Raw genomic sequence first — 17,146 nt, 5'->3', positions numbered from 1 at the left:
AGAATACCGTATTCGTGCTCGCCGCCGGCGAAAGCACCGGCGCGCCAGACTGTTGTTTCCATGCCGATTCGTGACCCTGGCTCGATGGCCCTTGGACCTTTTTGCAAGGGGGCGCTATGCTAGAATGTCGGCCACTCTTGCATACCGTCTAAGGAATTCTCGACATGGCTGGACACAGCAAATGGGCCAATATCAAGCACAAAAAGGCCGCAACTGACGCCAAGCGCGGCAAGATCTGGACGCGCCTGATCAAGGAAATCACCGTCGCCGCGCGCATGGGCGGCAGCGACATCCCGTCCAATCCGCGCCTGCGCCTGGCAGTCGAGAAGGCGGCCGATGCCAATATGCCGAAAGATAACGTCACGCGCGCCATCCAGCGCGGTTCGGGCGAGCTCGAAGGCGTCAACTACGAAGAAGTGCGCTACGAAGGCTATGGCATCGGCGGCGCGGCGATCATCGTCGAGTGCCTGACCGACAACCGCGTGCGGACCGTGGCCGAAGTGCGCCACGCGTTCAGCAAGAACGGCGGCAATATGGGCACCGAAGGTTCGGTTGCCTTCATGTTCCAGCACACGGGCCAGTTCCTGTTCGCGCCGGGCGTCGACGAAGACAAGCTGATGGAAGCGGCGCTCGAAGCCGGCGCCGACGATGTCGCGGCCGACGACGAAGGCGGCTTCGAAGTGCTGTGCGATCCGCACGCCTTCGCATCGGTGAAAGAAGCGCTCGAAGCGGCCGGCTTCAAGGCCGAAGTGGCCGAAGTCATCATGAAACCCGCCACCGAAACGGTGTTCACGGGCGACGACGCGATCAAGATGCAAAAGCTGCTCGATGCACTGGAAAACCTGGACGACGTCCAGGAAGTGTTCACCAACGCCGTGATCGACGAATAACCTGGTAGGCAATATGAAAATTCTCGTAGTCGGCTCGGGCGGCCGCGAACACGCTCTGGCGTGGAAACTGGCCCAATCGGAACGCGTCCAGACGGTCTTCGTCGCTCCCGGCAACGGCGGCACGGAACTCGACACGCGCCTGGTGACGGTCGACCTGCACGAGCCGCAGGCGCTGGCTGACTTCGTCACGGCCGAGCACATCGCGCTGACGCTGGTGGGCCCTGAAGTACCGCTGGCCGCCGGCATCGTCAACCTGTTCCGCTCGCGCGGCCTGAAGATCTTCGGCCCCACCCGCGAAGCGGCGCAGCTCGAGAGCTCGAAGGATTTCGCCAAGTCGTTCATGCAGCGCCATGGCATCCCGACCGCGAAGTACGAAACCTTCTCGGACGCTGCTGCCGCCCACGCCTACATCGACGCCAACGGCGCTCCGATCGTCATCAAGGCCGACGGCCTGGCGGCCGGCAAGGGCGTCGTGGTGGCCATGACGCTGGAAGAAGCACATGGCGCGGTCGAGCATATGCTGGCCGATAACGCCTTCGGCGACGCCGGTGCGCGCATCGTGATCGAAGAGTTCCTGGCCGGCGAAGAAGCCAGCTTCATCGTCATGTGTGACGGCAAGAACGTGCTGGCCCTGGCCACGAGCCAGGACCACAAGCGCCTCAAGGATCACGACCAGGGCCCGAACACGGGCGGCATGGGCGCGTATTCGCCGGCGCCGATCGTGACGCCATCGATGCATGCACGCGTAATGCGCGAAATCATCAACCCGACCATCCAGGGCATGGCGCGCGACGGCATTCCGTTCACGGGCTTCCTGTACGCCGGCCTGATGATCGATGCCGACGGCAATCCGCGCACGCTGGAATTCAACTGCCGCATGGGCGACCCGGAAACCCAGCCGATCATGGCGCGCCTGAAGAGCGACTTCGCCACTGTGCTCGAACACGCCTGCAACGGCACGCTCGACACGGTCGAACTCGAATGGGACCGCCGCACCGCCGTGGGCGTCGTGATGGCCGCCGCCGGCTATCCCGACAGTCCGCGCAAGGGCGATGTCATCGACGGTATCCCGCCGGAAGCGCCCGAATGCGTCACCTTCCACGCCGGCACGCGCGTCGTGGGCGGCACGCTGCAAGCCAGTGGCGGCCGCGTGCTATGCGTCGTGGGTCTGGGCGACAGCGTCAAGATGGCACAGAAGCGCGCCTACGAAACGGTCGAGAAGATCCACTTCAATGGCGCGCAGTACCGGCGCGACATCGGCTGGCGCGGCATTAAGTAAGCACCATCCTCACAACGAGTGACCACCACGTGCGCAGGTGTACAATCTGCGCTCTTTTCATTTCCCGACCGCGATCGTTCCATGCCTTCCCTCCATAGCGCAGCCATCAAGGCCTGGTTGCTCGACCTCCAGGCGCGTATTGTCCAGGACCTCGAACAGGTCGATGGCAAGCCGTTCCTGCGCGATGCGTGGGAACGGCCCGAAGGCGGCGGCGGCATTTCGCGCCTGATCGAAGAAGGCAATGTGTTCGAGCGCGGCGGCGTGAACTTCTCGCACGTGATGGGCGCCGCCCTGCCCCCGTCGGCCAGCGCCGTGCGCCCCGAACTGGCGGGCCGCGCCTGGGAAGCGATGGGCGTGTCGCTGGTGCTGCATCCGCGCAATCCGTATGCGCCGACGGTGCACATGAACGTGCGGTTTTTCGAAGCAACCGCAGCCGGCGAAGAGCCGGTCTGGTGGTTCGGCGGCGGCATGGACCTCACGCCGTATTACGGCGACGAGGCCGACGCGCGCCACTTCCACCAGACCTGCCATGACGCACTGGCGCCGTTTGGCCCGACGCTGCATCCGCGCTTCAAGAACTGGTGCGACGAGTATTTTTATCTGAAGCACCGCAAGGAAGCGCGCGGCGTGGGCGGCATCTTTTTCGATGACCTGAACGAACTGGGATTCGAGCAGTCGTGCGCGCTGATGCAAAGCGTCGGCAACAGCTTTACCACGGCCTACCTGCCGATCCTGGCGCGCCACAAGGACCGCCCGTACGGCGAGCGCGAGCGCGATTTCCAGGCGTACCGACGCGGCCGCTATGTCGAGTTCAACCTGGTGTGGGACCGCGGCACGCTGTTCGGCCTGCAGTCGGGCGGACGCACCGAGGCGATCCTGATGTCGATGCCGCCGATCGTGAAATGGCGCTACGACTGGCACCCCGAGCCGGGCAGCCCGGAAGCGCGCCTGGCGACCGACTTTTTGCCGCACCGGGACTGGCTCGCGCCGTGATGGCCTGCATCGCCGTGCTGGGCGGCAGCTTCGATCCGGTGCATCTTGGCCACGTCGCGCTGGGCCAATTGTTTTGCGGCTTGCTGCAGGCGGACGAATTGCGCATCCTGCCGGCCGGCCGGCCCTGGCAAAAGAACGGCATGGAAGCCGGTGACGCGCATCGCATCGCGATGCTCGAACTGGCGTTCAAGCCACTGAACAACGACCAGTTGCACGTCGTGTTCGACCTGCAGGAAATTGAACGCACGACGCCAACCTACACGGTCGAGACCCTGCGCGCGCTGCGGCGGGAACTCGGCCCGCAGGCGTCGATCGTATTCCTGATGGGCGCCGACCAGCTGCGCAATCTGGATACCTGGAATGAATGGCGCGAGCTGTTCGCGCTGGCCAATCTGGGGGTGGCCACGCGCCCGGGTTACGACCTGGCGCAAGAAACCTTGCCACCACCGGTGGCACAAGAATTGTCGACGCGCCTTGCGACGCCCGACACCGTGCGCGCAAGCAGCCACGGAAAAGTTTGCCTCGCACCGACGCTGGACGTCGACATTTCGTCAAGCCGCATTCGTGCGGCCTTGCACGCGGGCCTCGAAGCGGACGCAAACGCGCTCGCAATGGCGCAAGTGCTAGACTATATTCAACAACATAACCTGTACAAAAACTAATGGATCTCAAGAAACTTCAAACCCTCGTCGTTGACGCCCTGGAAGATGTCAAGGGCCAGGACATCGTCATGTTCGACACGACGCACCTGACCAGCCTGTTCGACCGCATCGCCGTCGTCTCGGGCACTTCGAATCGCCAGACCAAGTCGCTGGCCGCATCGGTGCGCGACAAGGTCAAGGCTGCCGGCGGCGACGTCATCGGCATGGAAGGCGAGGACACCGGCGAATGGGTGCTGGTCGACCTGGGCGACATCATCGTCCACATCATGCAGCCGGCCATTCGCCAGTACTACCGTCTCGAAGAAATCTGGGGCGAAAAGCCGGTCAAGCTGGGCGCCGCCAAGCGCAAGTCGACCGCTGAAGGCGCTGAAGCCGACGAAGCCAAGCCAAAGTCGAAGCACCTTGCCGCCAACCAGGACAAGGTCGAGGCCAAGCCGGTCAACGAACGCAAGCCTGCCGCCAAGCGCGCTGCCACGGTCGCCAAGACCATCGCTGCCGAAGGCCCTGCTGCTGCCAAGAAGCCGGCTGCCAAGAAGGTCGCCGCCAAGGCTGTCCCAACCGGCAAGACCGTGAAGGTCAACCCGAGCAAGACCGAGACCGCCGCTGTCGAAGCAACCAAGGCCAAGCCGCCGAAGCGCGCCGTGAAAGCTGCCGCGCCGAAAGAAGCGCCAGCGGTCGAAGCGCCGGCCAAAAAAGTGATCCGTCGTATCAAGAAGGATGCCGAGTAAGCGTTCATGCAACTGATCATTGCCGCGGTCGGTCACAAGATGCCGGCCTGGATTGAGTCGGGTTTCACCGAGTACACGAAGCGCATGCCACCCGAGCTGCGCATCGTGCTCAAGGAAATCAAGCCGGTCGAACGGTCCGGCAGCAAGACCGCTGCCACGGCGATGGCGCTCGAACGCGAGCGTATCGAGGCGGTCTTGCCGAAGGGCGTACGCATCATCGCGCTCGACGAGCGTGGCCGCGACCTGACCAGCGTCGGCCTGTCGCAGCAGCTGGAAACCTGGCAACGTGACGGGCGCGACACCGCGTTCCTGATCGGTGGCGCCGATGGCCTCGATCCCGAGCTCAAGGCGCGTGCCGAAGGCTTGATTCGTATTTCCAGCATGACGCTGCCGCACGGTATGGTGCGGGTGATGCTGGCCGAGCAGCTGTACCGTGCCTGGTCGATCACCCAGAATCACCCTTATCACCGGGTCTGAATTTTGCTTCTGCAGTAATTCTTTACCTGCCCGACAGCCCTGCCTGATCGTCCGAATCGATGAGAAACAACCAGAACAAGATCTACCTCGCTTCGAAAAGCCCGCGCCGACGTGAATTGCTGCGCCAGATCGGCGTGGACTTCGAGCTGATGCTGCTGCGCAGCGATCCGACCCGCGTAGTGGACGTCAGCGAAGACGTGTTGGCAAACGAAGACGTGCACCATTATGTAGCGCGCGTTGCCAAGGAAAAAGGCGCGTTTGCCTTCAACCTGCTGCTGCAACGGCGCCAGCCGCTGCGCCCGGTACTGACGGCCGATACGACCGTCACGATCGATGGCGAGATTCTCGGCAAGCCAGCCGATAACCGAGAGGCGATCGCCATGCTTGAGCGCCTGTCGGGTCGCACGCACCAGGTGCTGACCTCGGTTGCCGTGCACGCTGAACGCGTGGCCGAGCAGGTCACGCAGGTATCGAACGTGCGTTTTGCCAAACTCACGCCGGAACAGATCCGCGCTTACTGCGCGACGTCCGAACCCTATGACAAGGCCGGCGGCTACGGCATCCAGGGCCCGGCCGCACTGTTCATCGAGCACATTGAAGGCAGCCACTCGGGCATCATGGGCCTGCCCCTGTTCGAGACCGCCAGTTTGCTGCGCAAGGCGGGCCTGACGGTCTGAATTGATCGCCTTCCCGCCCCGGCGATGCGCCGTGAGCGTGTATCATGATCACCCTGAACAATACGTGCGGCAGGGTCCATGAACGAAGATATTCTCATCAACATCACGCCGCAGGAAACACGCGTCGCGCTGGTCTTGCAAGGCGCGGTGCAGGAACTGCACATCGAGCGCACGCTCACGCGTGGGTTGGCGGGAAATGTCTATCTGGGCAAGGTCGTGCGCGTGCTGCCAGGCATGCAGTCGGCCTTCATCGACATCGGCCTGGAACGCGCCGCCTTCCTGCACGTGGCCGACATCTGGGAAGCGCGCAGCCACGACGGCGCCAACGTTCCTCCGACCGCGATTGAAAAGCTGCTGTTCGACGGCCAGGTGCTGACCGTCCAGGTCATCAAGGACCCGATCGGCACCAAGGGCGCGCGCCTGTCGACCCAGATCTCCATTGCAGGGCGCATGCTGGTGTACCTGCCGCAAGACCAGCACATCGGCATCTCGCAGAAAATCGAAAAGGAAAGCGAGCGTGAACGCCTCCGCACGCGCCTGCAAGGCATGCTGCCGTCCGACGAAAAAGGTGGCTACATCGTACGCACGATGGCCGAAGAAGCGCCGGACGACGACCTGGCCGCCGACGTCGACTACCTGCGCAAGACCTGGGGCGCCATCGTCCAGGGCGCCCGCACCCGGCCGCCGACCACCCTGCTCTATCAAGACCTATCGCTGGCCCAGCGCGTGCTGCGCGACTTCGTGCACGACGAAACCGCCACCATCCAGGTCGACTCGCGCGAGAACTACCTGAAGCTCGTCGAATTCGCGCAGGTCTACACGCCGAGCGTACTGTCGCGCATGGCGCACTACACGGGCGAGCGCCCGTTGTTCGACCTGTACGGTGTCGAAGAAGAAATCCTGCGCGCGCTCGGGCGCCGCGTCGACCTGAAGTCGGGCGGCTACTTGATCGTCGACCAGACCGAGGCGATGACGACCATCGACGTCAACACGGGCGGCTACGTTGGTGGGCGCAATTTTGCCGACACGATCTTCAAGACGAATCTCGAATCGGCGCACGCCATCGCCCGTCAACTGCGCCTGCGCAACCTGGGCGGCATCATCATCCTCGACTTCATCGACATGGAGAACAACGAGCACCGCAACCAGGTGCTCGCCGAGCTGAAGAAAACCCTGGCACGCGACCGCACCAAGGTCTCCGTGAGCAATTTCTCGGCACTGGGCCTGGTGGAAATGACGAGAAAGCGCACGCGCGAATCGCTGGCCCACATCCTGTGCGAACCCTGCCCGGCCTGCTCGGGCAAGGGCCAAGTGAAAACCAGCCGCACGATCTGCTACGAAATTTTGCGCGAACTGCTGCGCGAAGCCAAGCAGTTCAATCCACGCGAATTCCGCATCGTCGCTTCACAGGAAGTGATCGATTTGTTCCTGGAAGAAGAGTCGCAACACCTGGCCATGCTGGGGGACTTCATCGGCAAGCGCATTTCGCTGCAGGTCGAGAAGGGGTATCACCAGGAACAGTACGATGTGATTTTGATGTAGCAATTATGGGCAAGGCTGATTGCGCATTTCTGATCACCAGGCACGCGTTTTTGCGTTGCCCACGCCATTCATCGGCTAGCAGCGACGAGATCGCATGTTAAGCGCCCTTGCGTCATTTCAATATTAGTGGAGAGACTTCGCTGCAACATTGAAGCCCTTTAAAGGAGCTTCCATGGCCATCGATGTGTATCTTCAGTTAGACGGTATCAAGGGCGAATCCGCCGATAGTCAGCACCCAGGTTGGATTGAATGCACGATGGCTGACTGGATGATCGTTCAGCCTAAATCTGCTACCAGTTCCACTGGAGGCGGTCACACCGCGGAGCGTTGTGAACATTCCAGCTTGGCACTTCGAAAAATCTCCGACTTGGCCACGCCAATCCTTCTTCAACACTGTGCAATTGGAAGGACTATTCCCTCCGGTCGCCTTGAGTTTTTCCGTGCCGATGGGTTTGGCGAACGGATCAAGTACTTTGAAGTGGAAATGACCAATGTCCTGGTGAGCGAAGTAGCACCTGAAATCAACGAAGGCGAAATCTTGTCTGAGCATTTGAGCCTCAAATACTCGAAGGTGAAGTGGCGATATACACAGCAGAAGGTTGGTGGTGGTGCCAAAGGCCTCACTGCCGGCGGATGGGATCTGGCTGTTAATCGTATCTGCTGAGCGACAGGAGAGAATCATGTCAACAGTTTATTCGGCCGTTCGAAGCCTCGAAGGGAAGCCCAAGGAGGGGAACGGTGAGTGTGTTACGCTCGTCAAAAATCACACGTCCGTTGGATGGACCGGCAACTGGCGACAAGGTGACAACGTCGTTAGCGCCAACAGCCTTGCGCAGGGCACTGCGATCGCGACCTTTGTCAACGGCAGATATGCGAATCAGTCTCATGGTAATCATGCTGCCTTTTACATGGGACAAGTATCTGACGGCATTTACATAATGGATCAGTGGCGTTCAAAGGCCGCAATCGGCAAGCGCTTCATCCGTCGAAAAGGGAAAGATAGTAATGGCAACTTTATCGACCCGTCCAACAATGCCGATGCATTTTTCGTGATCGAGTGATCCATGAAAATTCGATATGCAGTTGCAGCAGCTTCGCTGTCGGCCCACCTCGTGGCCCACGCAGCGCCAACAAGCTATGTGTGTCCACAATCGATCCCTGAGGCATCTCTTCACCTGGCCGCGCCTGGTGAGGAGTGGACACCGTTTGTCTCTTCGCCGCTGTACTTGAGCAGCGCTGCACCGGCTGATGGTCCGCCGGAACGTCTCGGCGTGCTTCGTGAACGCGATGCCACGAAAACCAAAACGGGTTGGAGACGGACATACGCACTAGATGGTCAGTACCCTGACGGTAAATGGCTCAGGTGCGACTACGGTGCATTCGGCGAGGTGTCGTTAGCAAAACGACTTCCCGATGAGATTAGCAAGTGCATAGTGACAGGCACGAAAGGCGCGCATGCAGGAGAGACTCAGGTCGGCATCAGGTGTCTATAGCGTCGCGTACGTCCCAAGAACAAGGTGTTTAACTGACGTTTTCGCCATTGATGCCCCATCAAGATAACCTGGCGCGCTGGCGCGCCACCTGGACAGCCCTGAACCTGGCCCCGCCCCCCGGCTTGTGCGAGCAATTGCTGTGCGCGTGGGACGAACCCCAGCGCCACTACCACACACTGCAACACCTCAACGAATGCCTGGCGCTGTTCGACACGCTGCGCGTGCACGCTGAGCAGCCTGCCGACATCGAGCTGGCCCTGTGGTTCCACGATGCCGTCTACGACGTGCAGGGCCACGATAACGAAGCACGCTCGGCGCACTGGGCCATTGACGCAATAAAGGCGGGCGGCGTCGATGCGGCCCGCTGCCAGCGCGTGCATGACCTGATCATGGCCACCTGCCACATTGCCCTGCCCGCTTCGCCAGACCAGGCTTTGCTGGTCGACATCGACCTGGCCATCCTGGGCGCGCCCGCCGCGCGCTTTGCCGAGTACACGCGTCAGATCCGGGCCGAATACGCGTGGGTGCTGGCGGATGTCTACGCCGTCAAGCGCCGCGCCGTGCTGCAAGGCTTTCTCGATCGCGAACAGATTTACACGACGCCAGCCGTCGCGCAGCGCCTGGAGCAGCGCGCCAGAGACAATCTGACCAAGGCCATTTCGTCGCTCTGAACAACGATCCATCAACAGGCAGCAAGATTGATCCAGATCGATTCCAGCCTGCTTGACGAACGCGCCTGCAAACCTATTGAGATCCAGTCCATCCAAGCTGCATGGTGCGCCGTTGCTGCCACCTGCGAACAAGCATGCACCCAACATGCGCGCGTGATTTTGCGTGCGTTCCCATCGGTTCCGCTTGACTTGCGTCAGCAAAATACTTAGCGTCTCACAACAGGCAGCAGGAAACTCATCCCTTTTTCGCGCGAGAACAACAGGTGATTGCCATGCGAACCCGACTCCGCAATCGTCACAGCAAAGCACCTGACCAACTGCGCGATGCATTGGCGCCGTCGCGCTATGCCGATGTGGTTGCCGATGACGGACTCGAAGCGTCCATGCGACAGCTGACCGAAGGGCAAATGCTCGTCAACCAGGCGCTGGTCGAAAAGATCATCGCCTGCCAGCATTCCGAAGCATCGTTACGCGCATCCGAGCAGCAACTGCACTCGTTACTGGCCCACCAGCGCGCCAGCAGTGAGGCTGAGCGCAAGCGGATCTCGCGCGAGATCCACGATTGCCTTGGCCAGAACCTGCTGGCCTTGCGGCTCGACATTGTCACCCTGCACCAGCAAACGAACGACCACCATGGCCGCCTGCACGATTGGGTGAGTGCAGCGCTGGGCAATGTCGACGAGACGCTGCGCACCGTCAAGCACCTGCTGAGCGAACTACGGCCTGCCGGCCTTGAACTGGGCGTCGTCGCCACGCTGGAGATCGAGGCGCGCAAGTTTACCCGTGCGAGTGGCATCGCCTGCGACGTACAGGTCGACGGGCATCTCGACGATCTGCAGATCGATGAAGATATCCTGATGAGCTTACACCGCGTGCTGCGCGAGTCGCTCGACAATGTGCGTCGTCATTCGCTTGCCAGCCGGGTTCAGCTGCATCTGGCCAGCGTCGACGGCATGCTTGAACTGAGCATCAGCGACAACGGTATCGGGTTCAACCCGCATGCTCCGTGCAAGTCCGGCAGTTTTGGCCTGGCCACGCAGCAGGAGCAAGTGGCTGCGCATGGCGGCACACTGGCCATCAACAGTGCCCACATGCAAGGAGCTCGCCTCGTCGTGCGCCTGCCCCTGATCGCGCAGCAAGCCACTTTGACGTGCGTTGATCGGCTGACCTGATAACCTGCTGACACCCTCATGCGATGCCGCATGCATGTTGAATGCACATCAATGCTGCACGACTATCTTGTTTATTTCGGAGCAAGCCAGTGATTGAAAATCCTGATCGATATCATAGGAATAATTAAATACTGATCCTCCTGTGTGTGTGTGAACTCACAGTGGAGATCCAACGTGCTGGGCTATGTTATTGGGAGTTTAATTATCTCTACAACAAACGAGGAACAGCATGCCAACATCCAAGCACCCCAGCTCCTTCGATGGCGCCGGTTCGGTCCTGAGCACGGTAGCCGGTCCATCCGATGCCAAGCCGCCCCAGAGCCTTGGCGTCAGCAACCCGATCGCGGATCGTCTGCTCGATAAAATCCCTGCTGAGCAAGAGCTCGCAGCGGCACGTCCATTCAATGCCAACAAGGCCAGCGAGTATGGCGACGCATCGCGCACGCCGGCAGTTGGCGAGACCTTCAAGCCGTCGACCCACGCCGCCACTGGCAGCACGACGACCGAAATCATCGCCAACGACAAGGTTGGCGACGGCAACCCGCCAAAAGGCGAAAACGCCACCGTCGATCCGCTCGACCGCGTGCGCGTCGATCCGGCCGACCGTCACCTGACGACCAACCAGGGCGTGCCGGTCTCGGACAACCAGCATTCGCTGAAGGCCGGCCTGCGTGGTCCGACCCTGCTCGAAGACTTCGTGCTGCGCGAAAAGATCAGCCATTTCGACCATGAGCGCATCCCTGAGCGCGTCGTGCACGCACGCGGCTCGGCTGCCCACGGTTATTTCGAGTCCTACGACAACTTCAGCGCCCTGACCCGCGCTGTCCCGTTCGCCAAGAAGGGCAAGCGCACGCCAGTGTTCCTGCGCTTCTCGACCGTGGCCGGCGAACGTGGTTCGACCGACACCGCACGCGACGTGCGCGGTTTCGCCGTCAAGTTCTATACCGAAGAAGGCAACTGGGATCTGGTGGGTAACAACATGCCCGTGTTCTTCATCCAGGACGCCATGAAGTTCCCTGACCTGGTGCACGCAGCAAAGCCGGAACCACACCACGCGATGCCGCAGGCTGCCACCGCCCACGACACGTTCTGGGACTTTGCCTCGCTGTCGCCTGAAATCGCGCACATGCTGATGTGGGCGATGTCCGACCGCGCCATTCCGCGCAGCTACCGCACGATGCAGGGCTTCGGCGTGCACACGTTCCGCCTGATCAACGCACAGGGCGAAGCACGCTTCGTGAAGTTCCACTGGACGCCAATGCAGGGTACGCACTCGCTGGTGTGGGACGAAGCCGTGCGCATCTCGGGTGCCGATTCCGACTTCCACCGCCGCGACCTGTGGGAAGCCATCGAAGCCGGCAACTTCCCTGAATGGGAACTGGGCCTGCAGATCTTTACCGAAGAGCAGGCTGCCAGCTTCTCCTTCGACGTACTCGATCCGACCAAGCTGATTCCGGAAGAACTCGTGCCACTGACGCCAGTGGGCAAGATGGTCCTGGACCGCAATCCGGATAACTTCTTTGCCGAAACCGAGCAGGTTGCATTCTGCACCTCGCACGTCGTGCCGGGCATCGATTTTTCGAACGATCCGCTGCTGCAAGGTCGTAACTTCTCGTACCAGGATACCCAGCTGACCCGTCTGGGCGGCCCGAACTTCCACGAGATCCCGATCAACTCGCCGATCGTCCAGATCCAGAACAACCAGCGCGACGGTTTCCATCGCCAGGCCATCAACCGTGGCCGCGTGAACTACGAACCGAATTCGCTGGGCGGCGGTGTGCCATACCAGGCTGGTCCTGCAGGCTTCACCAGCTTCCCGGAGACGATTGCAGCGGACAAAGTGCGCGGCAACCCGGAACTGTTTGCTGACCACTATTCGCAGGCACGCCTGTTCTGGCAGAGCCAAAGCACGCCAGAGCAGAACCACATCGTCAACGCATTCCGTTTCGAGCTGACCCGCGTGCAGACGCCGGCCGTGCGCGAGCGTGTGCTGGCGCTGCTGGCCAACGTGGATGACGTGCTGGTGTCGCGTGTGGCCGAAGGTCTGGGCATGGATGTGCCTGCACCGCTGCCACTGGCCACCGATGCGCCGATTCCAACCTATCCGCCATCGCCAGCGCTGTCGCTGATGAGCCGTCCGGGTGTCACCGGCATCAAGGGCCGCCGCGTCGCGGTGCTGATCGCCTCGGGTGTCGATGACAAGGCAGTCAAGAGCCAGTACGGCAGCCTGCTCAAGGATGGCGCCGTGCCACGCATGGTCGGCAATATGCTGGGCAAGGTCAAGGCGCTTGACGGTGACCCGATCGACGTCGAGATCTCGGTTGAAGCTGGCCCATCGGTCATGTACGACGCTGTGATCTTGCCGGACGGCGACCAGGCTGTGGCCACGCTGGCCAAGAACGCACAGGTGCTGGAATTCCTGCGCGAGCAATACCGTCATGGCAAGCCGATCCTCGTGTTCGGCGCCGGTTCGGACCTGCTGACCAAGGCCATGATCCCGACCACGCTGCCGGACGGTTCGGATGACCCGGGCCTGATCATGGGCGATGCTGCCAATGCCGATGCGGCCTTGGCCGCGTTCAAGACGGCGCTCGCCGGCTTCCGCGTGTTTGCACGCGAAACCGATCCACCATCGGTGTAACTCAGTCCAGCCCGCCTGTCAGCGATCACCCCTGTGATTGCCGGCAGGCGGGACAGGCAAAAATTTAATGAGCAGTAAGAAAAAAGACACCAGCTGGTGTCTTTTTTTTTGCTCGTTCCACCACCACGGTGAGTATCTGCATAGACGGCCATCAATATTGATACGTGGAATTGGGTGAGACTTCCGCAGTGCCACGATCGCTATAATTGTCCTGCGGCATTGACTGGCACAGCATTGTGCCCTTCTCCCACTTTCACGAAAGCCTCCCATGTTCTGTTCTCATTGCGGCGCTCCGATGGCGCCGGATGCTGCTGCGTGCGCCGTGTGCGGCAAGGCGGCAGCGGTCCTCGCAGCGCCGGCAGTCAGCCTCGAAAAACCATCGCCTCGCGGGGCCAGCGGTGATATTCCCGATGGCGTCAAAGGCTGGAGCTGGGGCGCATTTTTCCTGAACTGGATCTGGGCCATCGGCAACCGCTCCTGGATTGGCCTGCTGGCGCTGGTGCCCTACGTGGGCTGGCTCATGGTGTTCTGGCTGGGATTCAAGGGCCGCGAAATGGCCTGGAAAAACAAGCAGTGGGACAGCCTCGAGCACTTCAACCGCGTCCAGCGCAAGTGGTCGCAGTGGGGTGTCGGCATCACGGTGTTCGTATTTGTCGTCGGCATCCTTGCGGCCATCGCCGTCCCTGCGTATCAGGACTACGCGACACGCGAGCGCGACGTGCAGCGCGCTGCCAACCAGGCCGAAGACACTGCGCCGCTCACTGGCGGAAGTAGCATCGACAGCAATGCCGACAACCTGCCAACGTCGCTGCGCACCGTGGCCGGCCTGCTGGAACGCAAGACTGGCGCCGATGGCGCCGGCACGCTGCTGCTCGATGGCCAGGCGCTGTTCACGGGCGAGGATGCGCGCTGGCAATTCCCGCTGCGCAGCTTCAAGCTTTCCGGCGGCAAGGAGGCCATCCTGGTTGCCAGCAGCGGTGGACGCGGCAACAGCTGCGAGACGCTGTTCTACTTTTTGCTTGCCGACGCATCCGGTGTCACGCCCACGCCGCTGTTCGGCACCTGCGCCGCGCAAGGCAGCATCGCGCAGCGTGGCGACATCATCACCATCAAGCTGCCGGACGTAAACGGCGCGTCGACGACGGTGTTCGAAGACGGCGTCGTGCGCACCGACGGCCAGGTCGTGAGCCTGACCGGCATGAACGATCCATCGCGCTAACTGCGCCGCTTCTTCCAGTTGTAGTCGGCGCCCGTGACGTCCACGCCGGGATGACCCACGACGTCCGGATGCTCCGAGCACATGGTGATGAAGCGTATGCCTTCGCCTTCGCGCTGGCGCTTGCGCAGCGCCTCCATGAATCCCATCGCCGGGACCATGGCGGCCGTGTCGAAGCCCTGCGCATGCGCGTGCGTGGCTGCGCCATCCACCACCGTCCAGTAGACCATGTACATTGGATTTCCCCCTGCATTGTGATGACAGACATTGTCGCTTGAATAGATCTGCTCTGCAGAACTGCCACGCTACCGAAAAAACCGGCGCAAGAAGGTAGGACTGGTCCGAAAAACGCCCGCTATGTGAATCACTTAACATAGTGACTGCCCGGTGACCGTTAGTCTGTTGTCATGTTCACTACGCAGGTAAGCCTTCATGACTCTTCGCACCGATTCCCAGCCCGACCTCGCCCTGTGGGGCGGGCTCGAATGCACGGTTAACCGCGTACGCGACGACTATTTCAGCCAGATGGACCGCAACGGCCATGCTGGCCGCCTGCAAGATATTGAACGCTTCGCATCGCTCGGCATCCAGGCGATCCGTTATCCGGTGCTGTGGGAGCGCACTGCGCCCGACGGCATCGACAAGGCCGACTGGTCGTGGGCCGACGAACGGCTGCCGGCCCTGCGCGACCTCGGGGTCAACCCGATCGTCGGCCTGATCCACCACGGCAGCGGCCCCCGTCACACGAGCCTTGTCGATTCCGCCTTCCCCGCTCAGCTGGCCGAGTACGCCGGCGCCGTGGCCGTCCGTTATCCGTGGGTCGAGCACTACACGCCCGTCAACGAGATCTGCACGACGGCGCGCTTCTCGGGTCTGGCCGGCGTCTGGTACCCGCATGGCGGCGATGAAGCCACGTTCATCCGCGCGCTGCTGATCCAGTGCCGCGCGACGGTGCTGTCGATGCGCGCGATCCGCGCCGTCAATCCGGCCGCCAAGCTGGTGCAGACCGACGATCTGTCCAAGACCTACGGCACGCCCGAGATGCAGGACATCGCAAACTACTTCAACGAGCGTCGCTGGCTCGCCTGGGACCTGCTGTGCGGGATGGTCGACACGAACCACAAGCTGTGGGACTACCTGCTCGACTCGGGCGCCACGGCCGACGAGCTGCGCTGGTTCCGCGACAACCCGTGCCCGCCCGATGTGATCGGCGTGAACTACTACGTCACCAGCGAGCGCTGGCTCGACCATCGCCCTGAACGCTATCCCGAGAGCCACCGCCATATGTACCGGGGCGTGGCGCATGCCGATATCGAGGCGCCGCGCGCGCTGGCCACGCCCACGCCCGGCATTGCCCCGCTGCTGATGGAGACCTGGGAACGTTACGGCATCCCGATCGCGATTACCGAAGCGCACATCGATGCCAACCGCGAAGACCAGCTGCGCTGGCTCGTCGAAATCTGGAACGCCGCACTCAAGGCGCGCCAGCAGGGCGCCGACATCCGCGCGGTCACGGTCTGGGCGCTGCTGGGCTCGTTCGACTGGAACAGCCTGGTGACCGCCTGCCACGGCTACTACGAGCCAGGCCCGTTCGATGTGCGCTCGCCCACGCCCCGCCCGACCGCGCTGGCAACCCTGATGCGCGAACTGGCCAGCAAGCGCGCGCTGTCCAACCCCGTCCTGCAGGGCGAAGGCTGGTGGCGCCGGCCGGGTCGCTTCTGGTGCAAACCCGTGGCCACCCGCACGGCGGTGGCTGACATCGCCGTGCGCAGCCAGTTCAAGTCGGCGCCCGTGCAGCCCATCCTGATCACGGGCGCGAGCGGCACGCTGGGCGCAGCCTTCAAGCGCATCTGCGAAGCGCGCAACCTGGCTTGCCACGCACTCACGCGGCAAGAAATGGACATCACCGACCCGGCCTCGGTCGACGCGGCAATCGTGCGTTTCAAGCCGTGGGCGATCATCAATGCAGGCGGCTTCGTGCGCGTCGACGAGGCCGAGACCGACAGCGAACGCTGCATGCGCGAAAACACGCTGGGCCCGACCGTACTGGCGCTGGCCTGCATGCGCCACGCGCTGCGCTTCATGACGTTCTCGAGCGACCTGGTGTTCGATGGTGCCAAGGGCGCGCCGTATGTCGAATCCGATGCGACCAATCCGCTCGGCGTCTACGGGCGCAGCAAACTCGACGCCGAAACGCGCGTGCTGGACGCCGATCCGCAGGCGCTCGTGATCCGCACCAGTGCATTCTTCGGGCCATGGGACCGGCACAACTTCGTGACCCAGGCGCTGGGCGCGCTGGCCAATGGCGAGCCATTCGAGGCGGCGGGCGACATGATCGTCTCGCCGACCTATGTGCCGGACCTGGTGAAGGTAGCGCTCGACCTCATGATCGACCGTGAGCGCGGCATCTGGCACCTGACCAATGGCGATGCCGTGAGCTGGGCCGAGCTGGCGCGGCGCGCCTGCGCGGCAGCGGGGATGTCAGCGGATGGCTTGCAGGAGATTGCGGCTGATGCTATCGATTACCCGGCGCAGCGGCCGGCGTTCAGTGCACTGGGCAGCGAACGTGCGCTGTTGCTGCCATCGCTGGACAATGCATTGCAGCGCTATGCGCACGCGGTGCAGGAAGCTGCCGGCGGCGCCGGCATTCGGCAGGCGGGCGAAGCGGCGCATTACGCGCGCTGAGACGATGAGCTTGATGTAGC

At 62.2% G+C, this 17,146-nt stretch carries 16 protein-coding genes; 15 read left to right on the top strand and 1 reads right to left on the bottom strand.

The genetic code is table 11. The annotated features are described in order from the left end of the window. Nucleotides 1-164 precede the first annotated feature (164 nt). The 14 genes from IFU00_02875 to IFU00_02810 all read left to right on the top strand — a co-directional run bounded on the left by IFU00_02875 (nucleotide 165) and on the right by IFU00_02810 (nucleotide 14,444). Nucleotides 165-890 (top strand): YebC/PmpR family DNA-binding transcriptional regulator, encoded by a 726-nt coding sequence (locus IFU00_02875; protein MBD8541223.1) that lies wholly within the window; start codon nucleotides 165-167, stop codon nucleotides 888-890. A 13-nt stretch (nucleotides 891-903) separates the two neighbouring features. Further along, nucleotides 904-2,169, top strand: coding sequence for a phosphoribosylamine--glycine ligase (purD, locus tag IFU00_02870; GenBank protein MBD8541222.1), 1,266 nt, complete (start codon nucleotides 904-906; stop codon nucleotides 2,167-2,169). Between the two features lie 81 nt (nucleotides 2,170-2,250). Continuing rightward, nucleotides 2,251-3,162 (top strand): oxygen-dependent coproporphyrinogen oxidase, encoded by a 912-nt coding sequence (gene hemF / locus IFU00_02865; GenBank protein ID MBD8541221.1) that lies wholly within the window; start codon nucleotides 2,251-2,253, stop codon nucleotides 3,160-3,162. After that, the gene (locus IFU00_02860; GenBank protein MBD8541220.1) at nucleotides 3,162-3,824 is read left to right on the top strand and encodes a nicotinate-nucleotide adenylyltransferase; all 663 of its coding nucleotides are present in this window, start codon (nucleotides 3,162-3,164) and stop codon (nucleotides 3,822-3,824) included. Before hemF ends, IFU00_02860 begins: the two co-directional genes overlap by 1 nt. Then, nucleotides 3,824-4,552 carry a ribosome silencing factor gene (gene rsfS / locus IFU00_02855; GenBank protein MBD8541219.1) on the top strand — a complete coding sequence of 243 codons (729 nt, stop codon included), beginning with the start codon at nucleotides 3,824-3,826 and terminating at the stop codon, nucleotides 4,550-4,552. Before IFU00_02860 ends, rsfS begins: the two co-directional genes overlap by 1 nt. Nucleotides 4,553-4,558: 6 nt before the next feature. After that, nucleotides 4,559-5,029, top strand: a complete 471-nt coding sequence (gene rlmH, locus IFU00_02850) for a 23S rRNA (pseudouridine(1915)-N(3))-methyltransferase RlmH (GenBank protein MBD8541218.1) — start codon at nucleotides 4,559-4,561, stop codon at nucleotides 5,027-5,029. A 59-nt stretch (nucleotides 5,030-5,088) separates the two neighbouring features. Further along, on the top strand, nucleotides 5,089-5,706 hold the full coding sequence (maf, locus tag IFU00_02845; protein MBD8541217.1) for a septum formation inhibitor Maf: 618 nt from the start codon (nucleotides 5,089-5,091) through the stop codon (nucleotides 5,704-5,706). Nucleotides 5,707-5,784: 78 nt separating this feature from the next. After that, entirely contained in the window at nucleotides 5,785-7,248 is a 1,464-nt protein-coding gene (gene rng / locus IFU00_02840; protein ID MBD8541216.1) for a ribonuclease G, read from the top strand. 172 nt (nucleotides 7,249-7,420) lie between these two features. After that, on the top strand, nucleotides 7,421-7,912 hold the full coding sequence (locus IFU00_02835; protein MBD8541215.1) for a type VI secretion system tube protein Hcp: 492 nt from the start codon (nucleotides 7,421-7,423) through the stop codon (nucleotides 7,910-7,912). Nucleotides 7,913-7,928: 16 nt separating this feature from the next. Further along, nucleotides 7,929-8,309 carry a BPSL0067 family protein gene (locus IFU00_02830; protein MBD8541214.1) on the top strand — a complete coding sequence of 127 codons (381 nt, stop codon included), beginning with the start codon at nucleotides 7,929-7,931 and terminating at the stop codon, nucleotides 8,307-8,309. Between the two features lie 482 nt (nucleotides 8,310-8,791). Continuing rightward, nucleotides 8,792-9,412, top strand: a complete 621-nt coding sequence (locus tag IFU00_02825) for an N-methyl-D-aspartate receptor NMDAR2C subunit (GenBank protein ID MBD8541213.1) — start codon at nucleotides 8,792-8,794, stop codon at nucleotides 9,410-9,412. 272 nt (nucleotides 9,413-9,684) lie between these two features. Continuing rightward, nucleotides 9,685-10,584: a hypothetical protein gene (locus tag IFU00_02820; GenBank protein MBD8541212.1), complete on the top strand. Its 900-nt coding sequence runs from the start codon at nucleotides 9,685-9,687 to the stop codon at nucleotides 10,582-10,584. A gap of 229 nt (nucleotides 10,585-10,813) precedes the next feature. After that, nucleotides 10,814-13,225, top strand: coding sequence for a catalase (locus IFU00_02815; protein MBD8541211.1), 2,412 nt, complete (start codon nucleotides 10,814-10,816; stop codon nucleotides 13,223-13,225). A gap of 268 nt (nucleotides 13,226-13,493) precedes the next feature. Then, nucleotides 13,494-14,444: a zinc ribbon domain-containing protein gene (locus tag IFU00_02810; GenBank protein ID MBD8541210.1), complete on the top strand. Its 951-nt coding sequence runs from the start codon at nucleotides 13,494-13,496 to the stop codon at nucleotides 14,442-14,444. Here the strand turns inward: IFU00_02810 and IFU00_02805 are convergent. Beyond that, a complete protein-coding gene (locus tag IFU00_02805) occupies nucleotides 14,441-14,677 on the bottom strand; it encodes a hypothetical protein (GenBank protein ID MBD8541209.1) in 237 nt (78 codons plus the stop codon). The two genes, IFU00_02810 and IFU00_02805, sit on opposite strands and share 4 nt — an antisense overlap. A gap of 196 nt (nucleotides 14,678-14,873) precedes the next feature. Between IFU00_02805 and IFU00_02800 the strand changes: the two genes are divergently transcribed. Then, nucleotides 14,874-17,126 carry a sugar nucleotide-binding protein gene (locus IFU00_02800; protein ID MBD8541208.1) on the top strand — a complete coding sequence of 751 codons (2,253 nt, stop codon included), beginning with the start codon at nucleotides 14,874-14,876 and terminating at the stop codon, nucleotides 17,124-17,126. Nucleotides 17,127-17,146: the final 20 nt, after the last annotated feature.

Source organism: Oxalobacteraceae sp. CFBP 8761 (assembly GCA_014841595.1).
Classification (GTDB): Bacteria; Pseudomonadota; Gammaproteobacteria; order Burkholderiales; family Burkholderiaceae_D; genus Telluria.
Note: the sequence above shows the minus strand (reverse complement) of the source record. Positions and strands in the feature narration are given on the sequence as shown.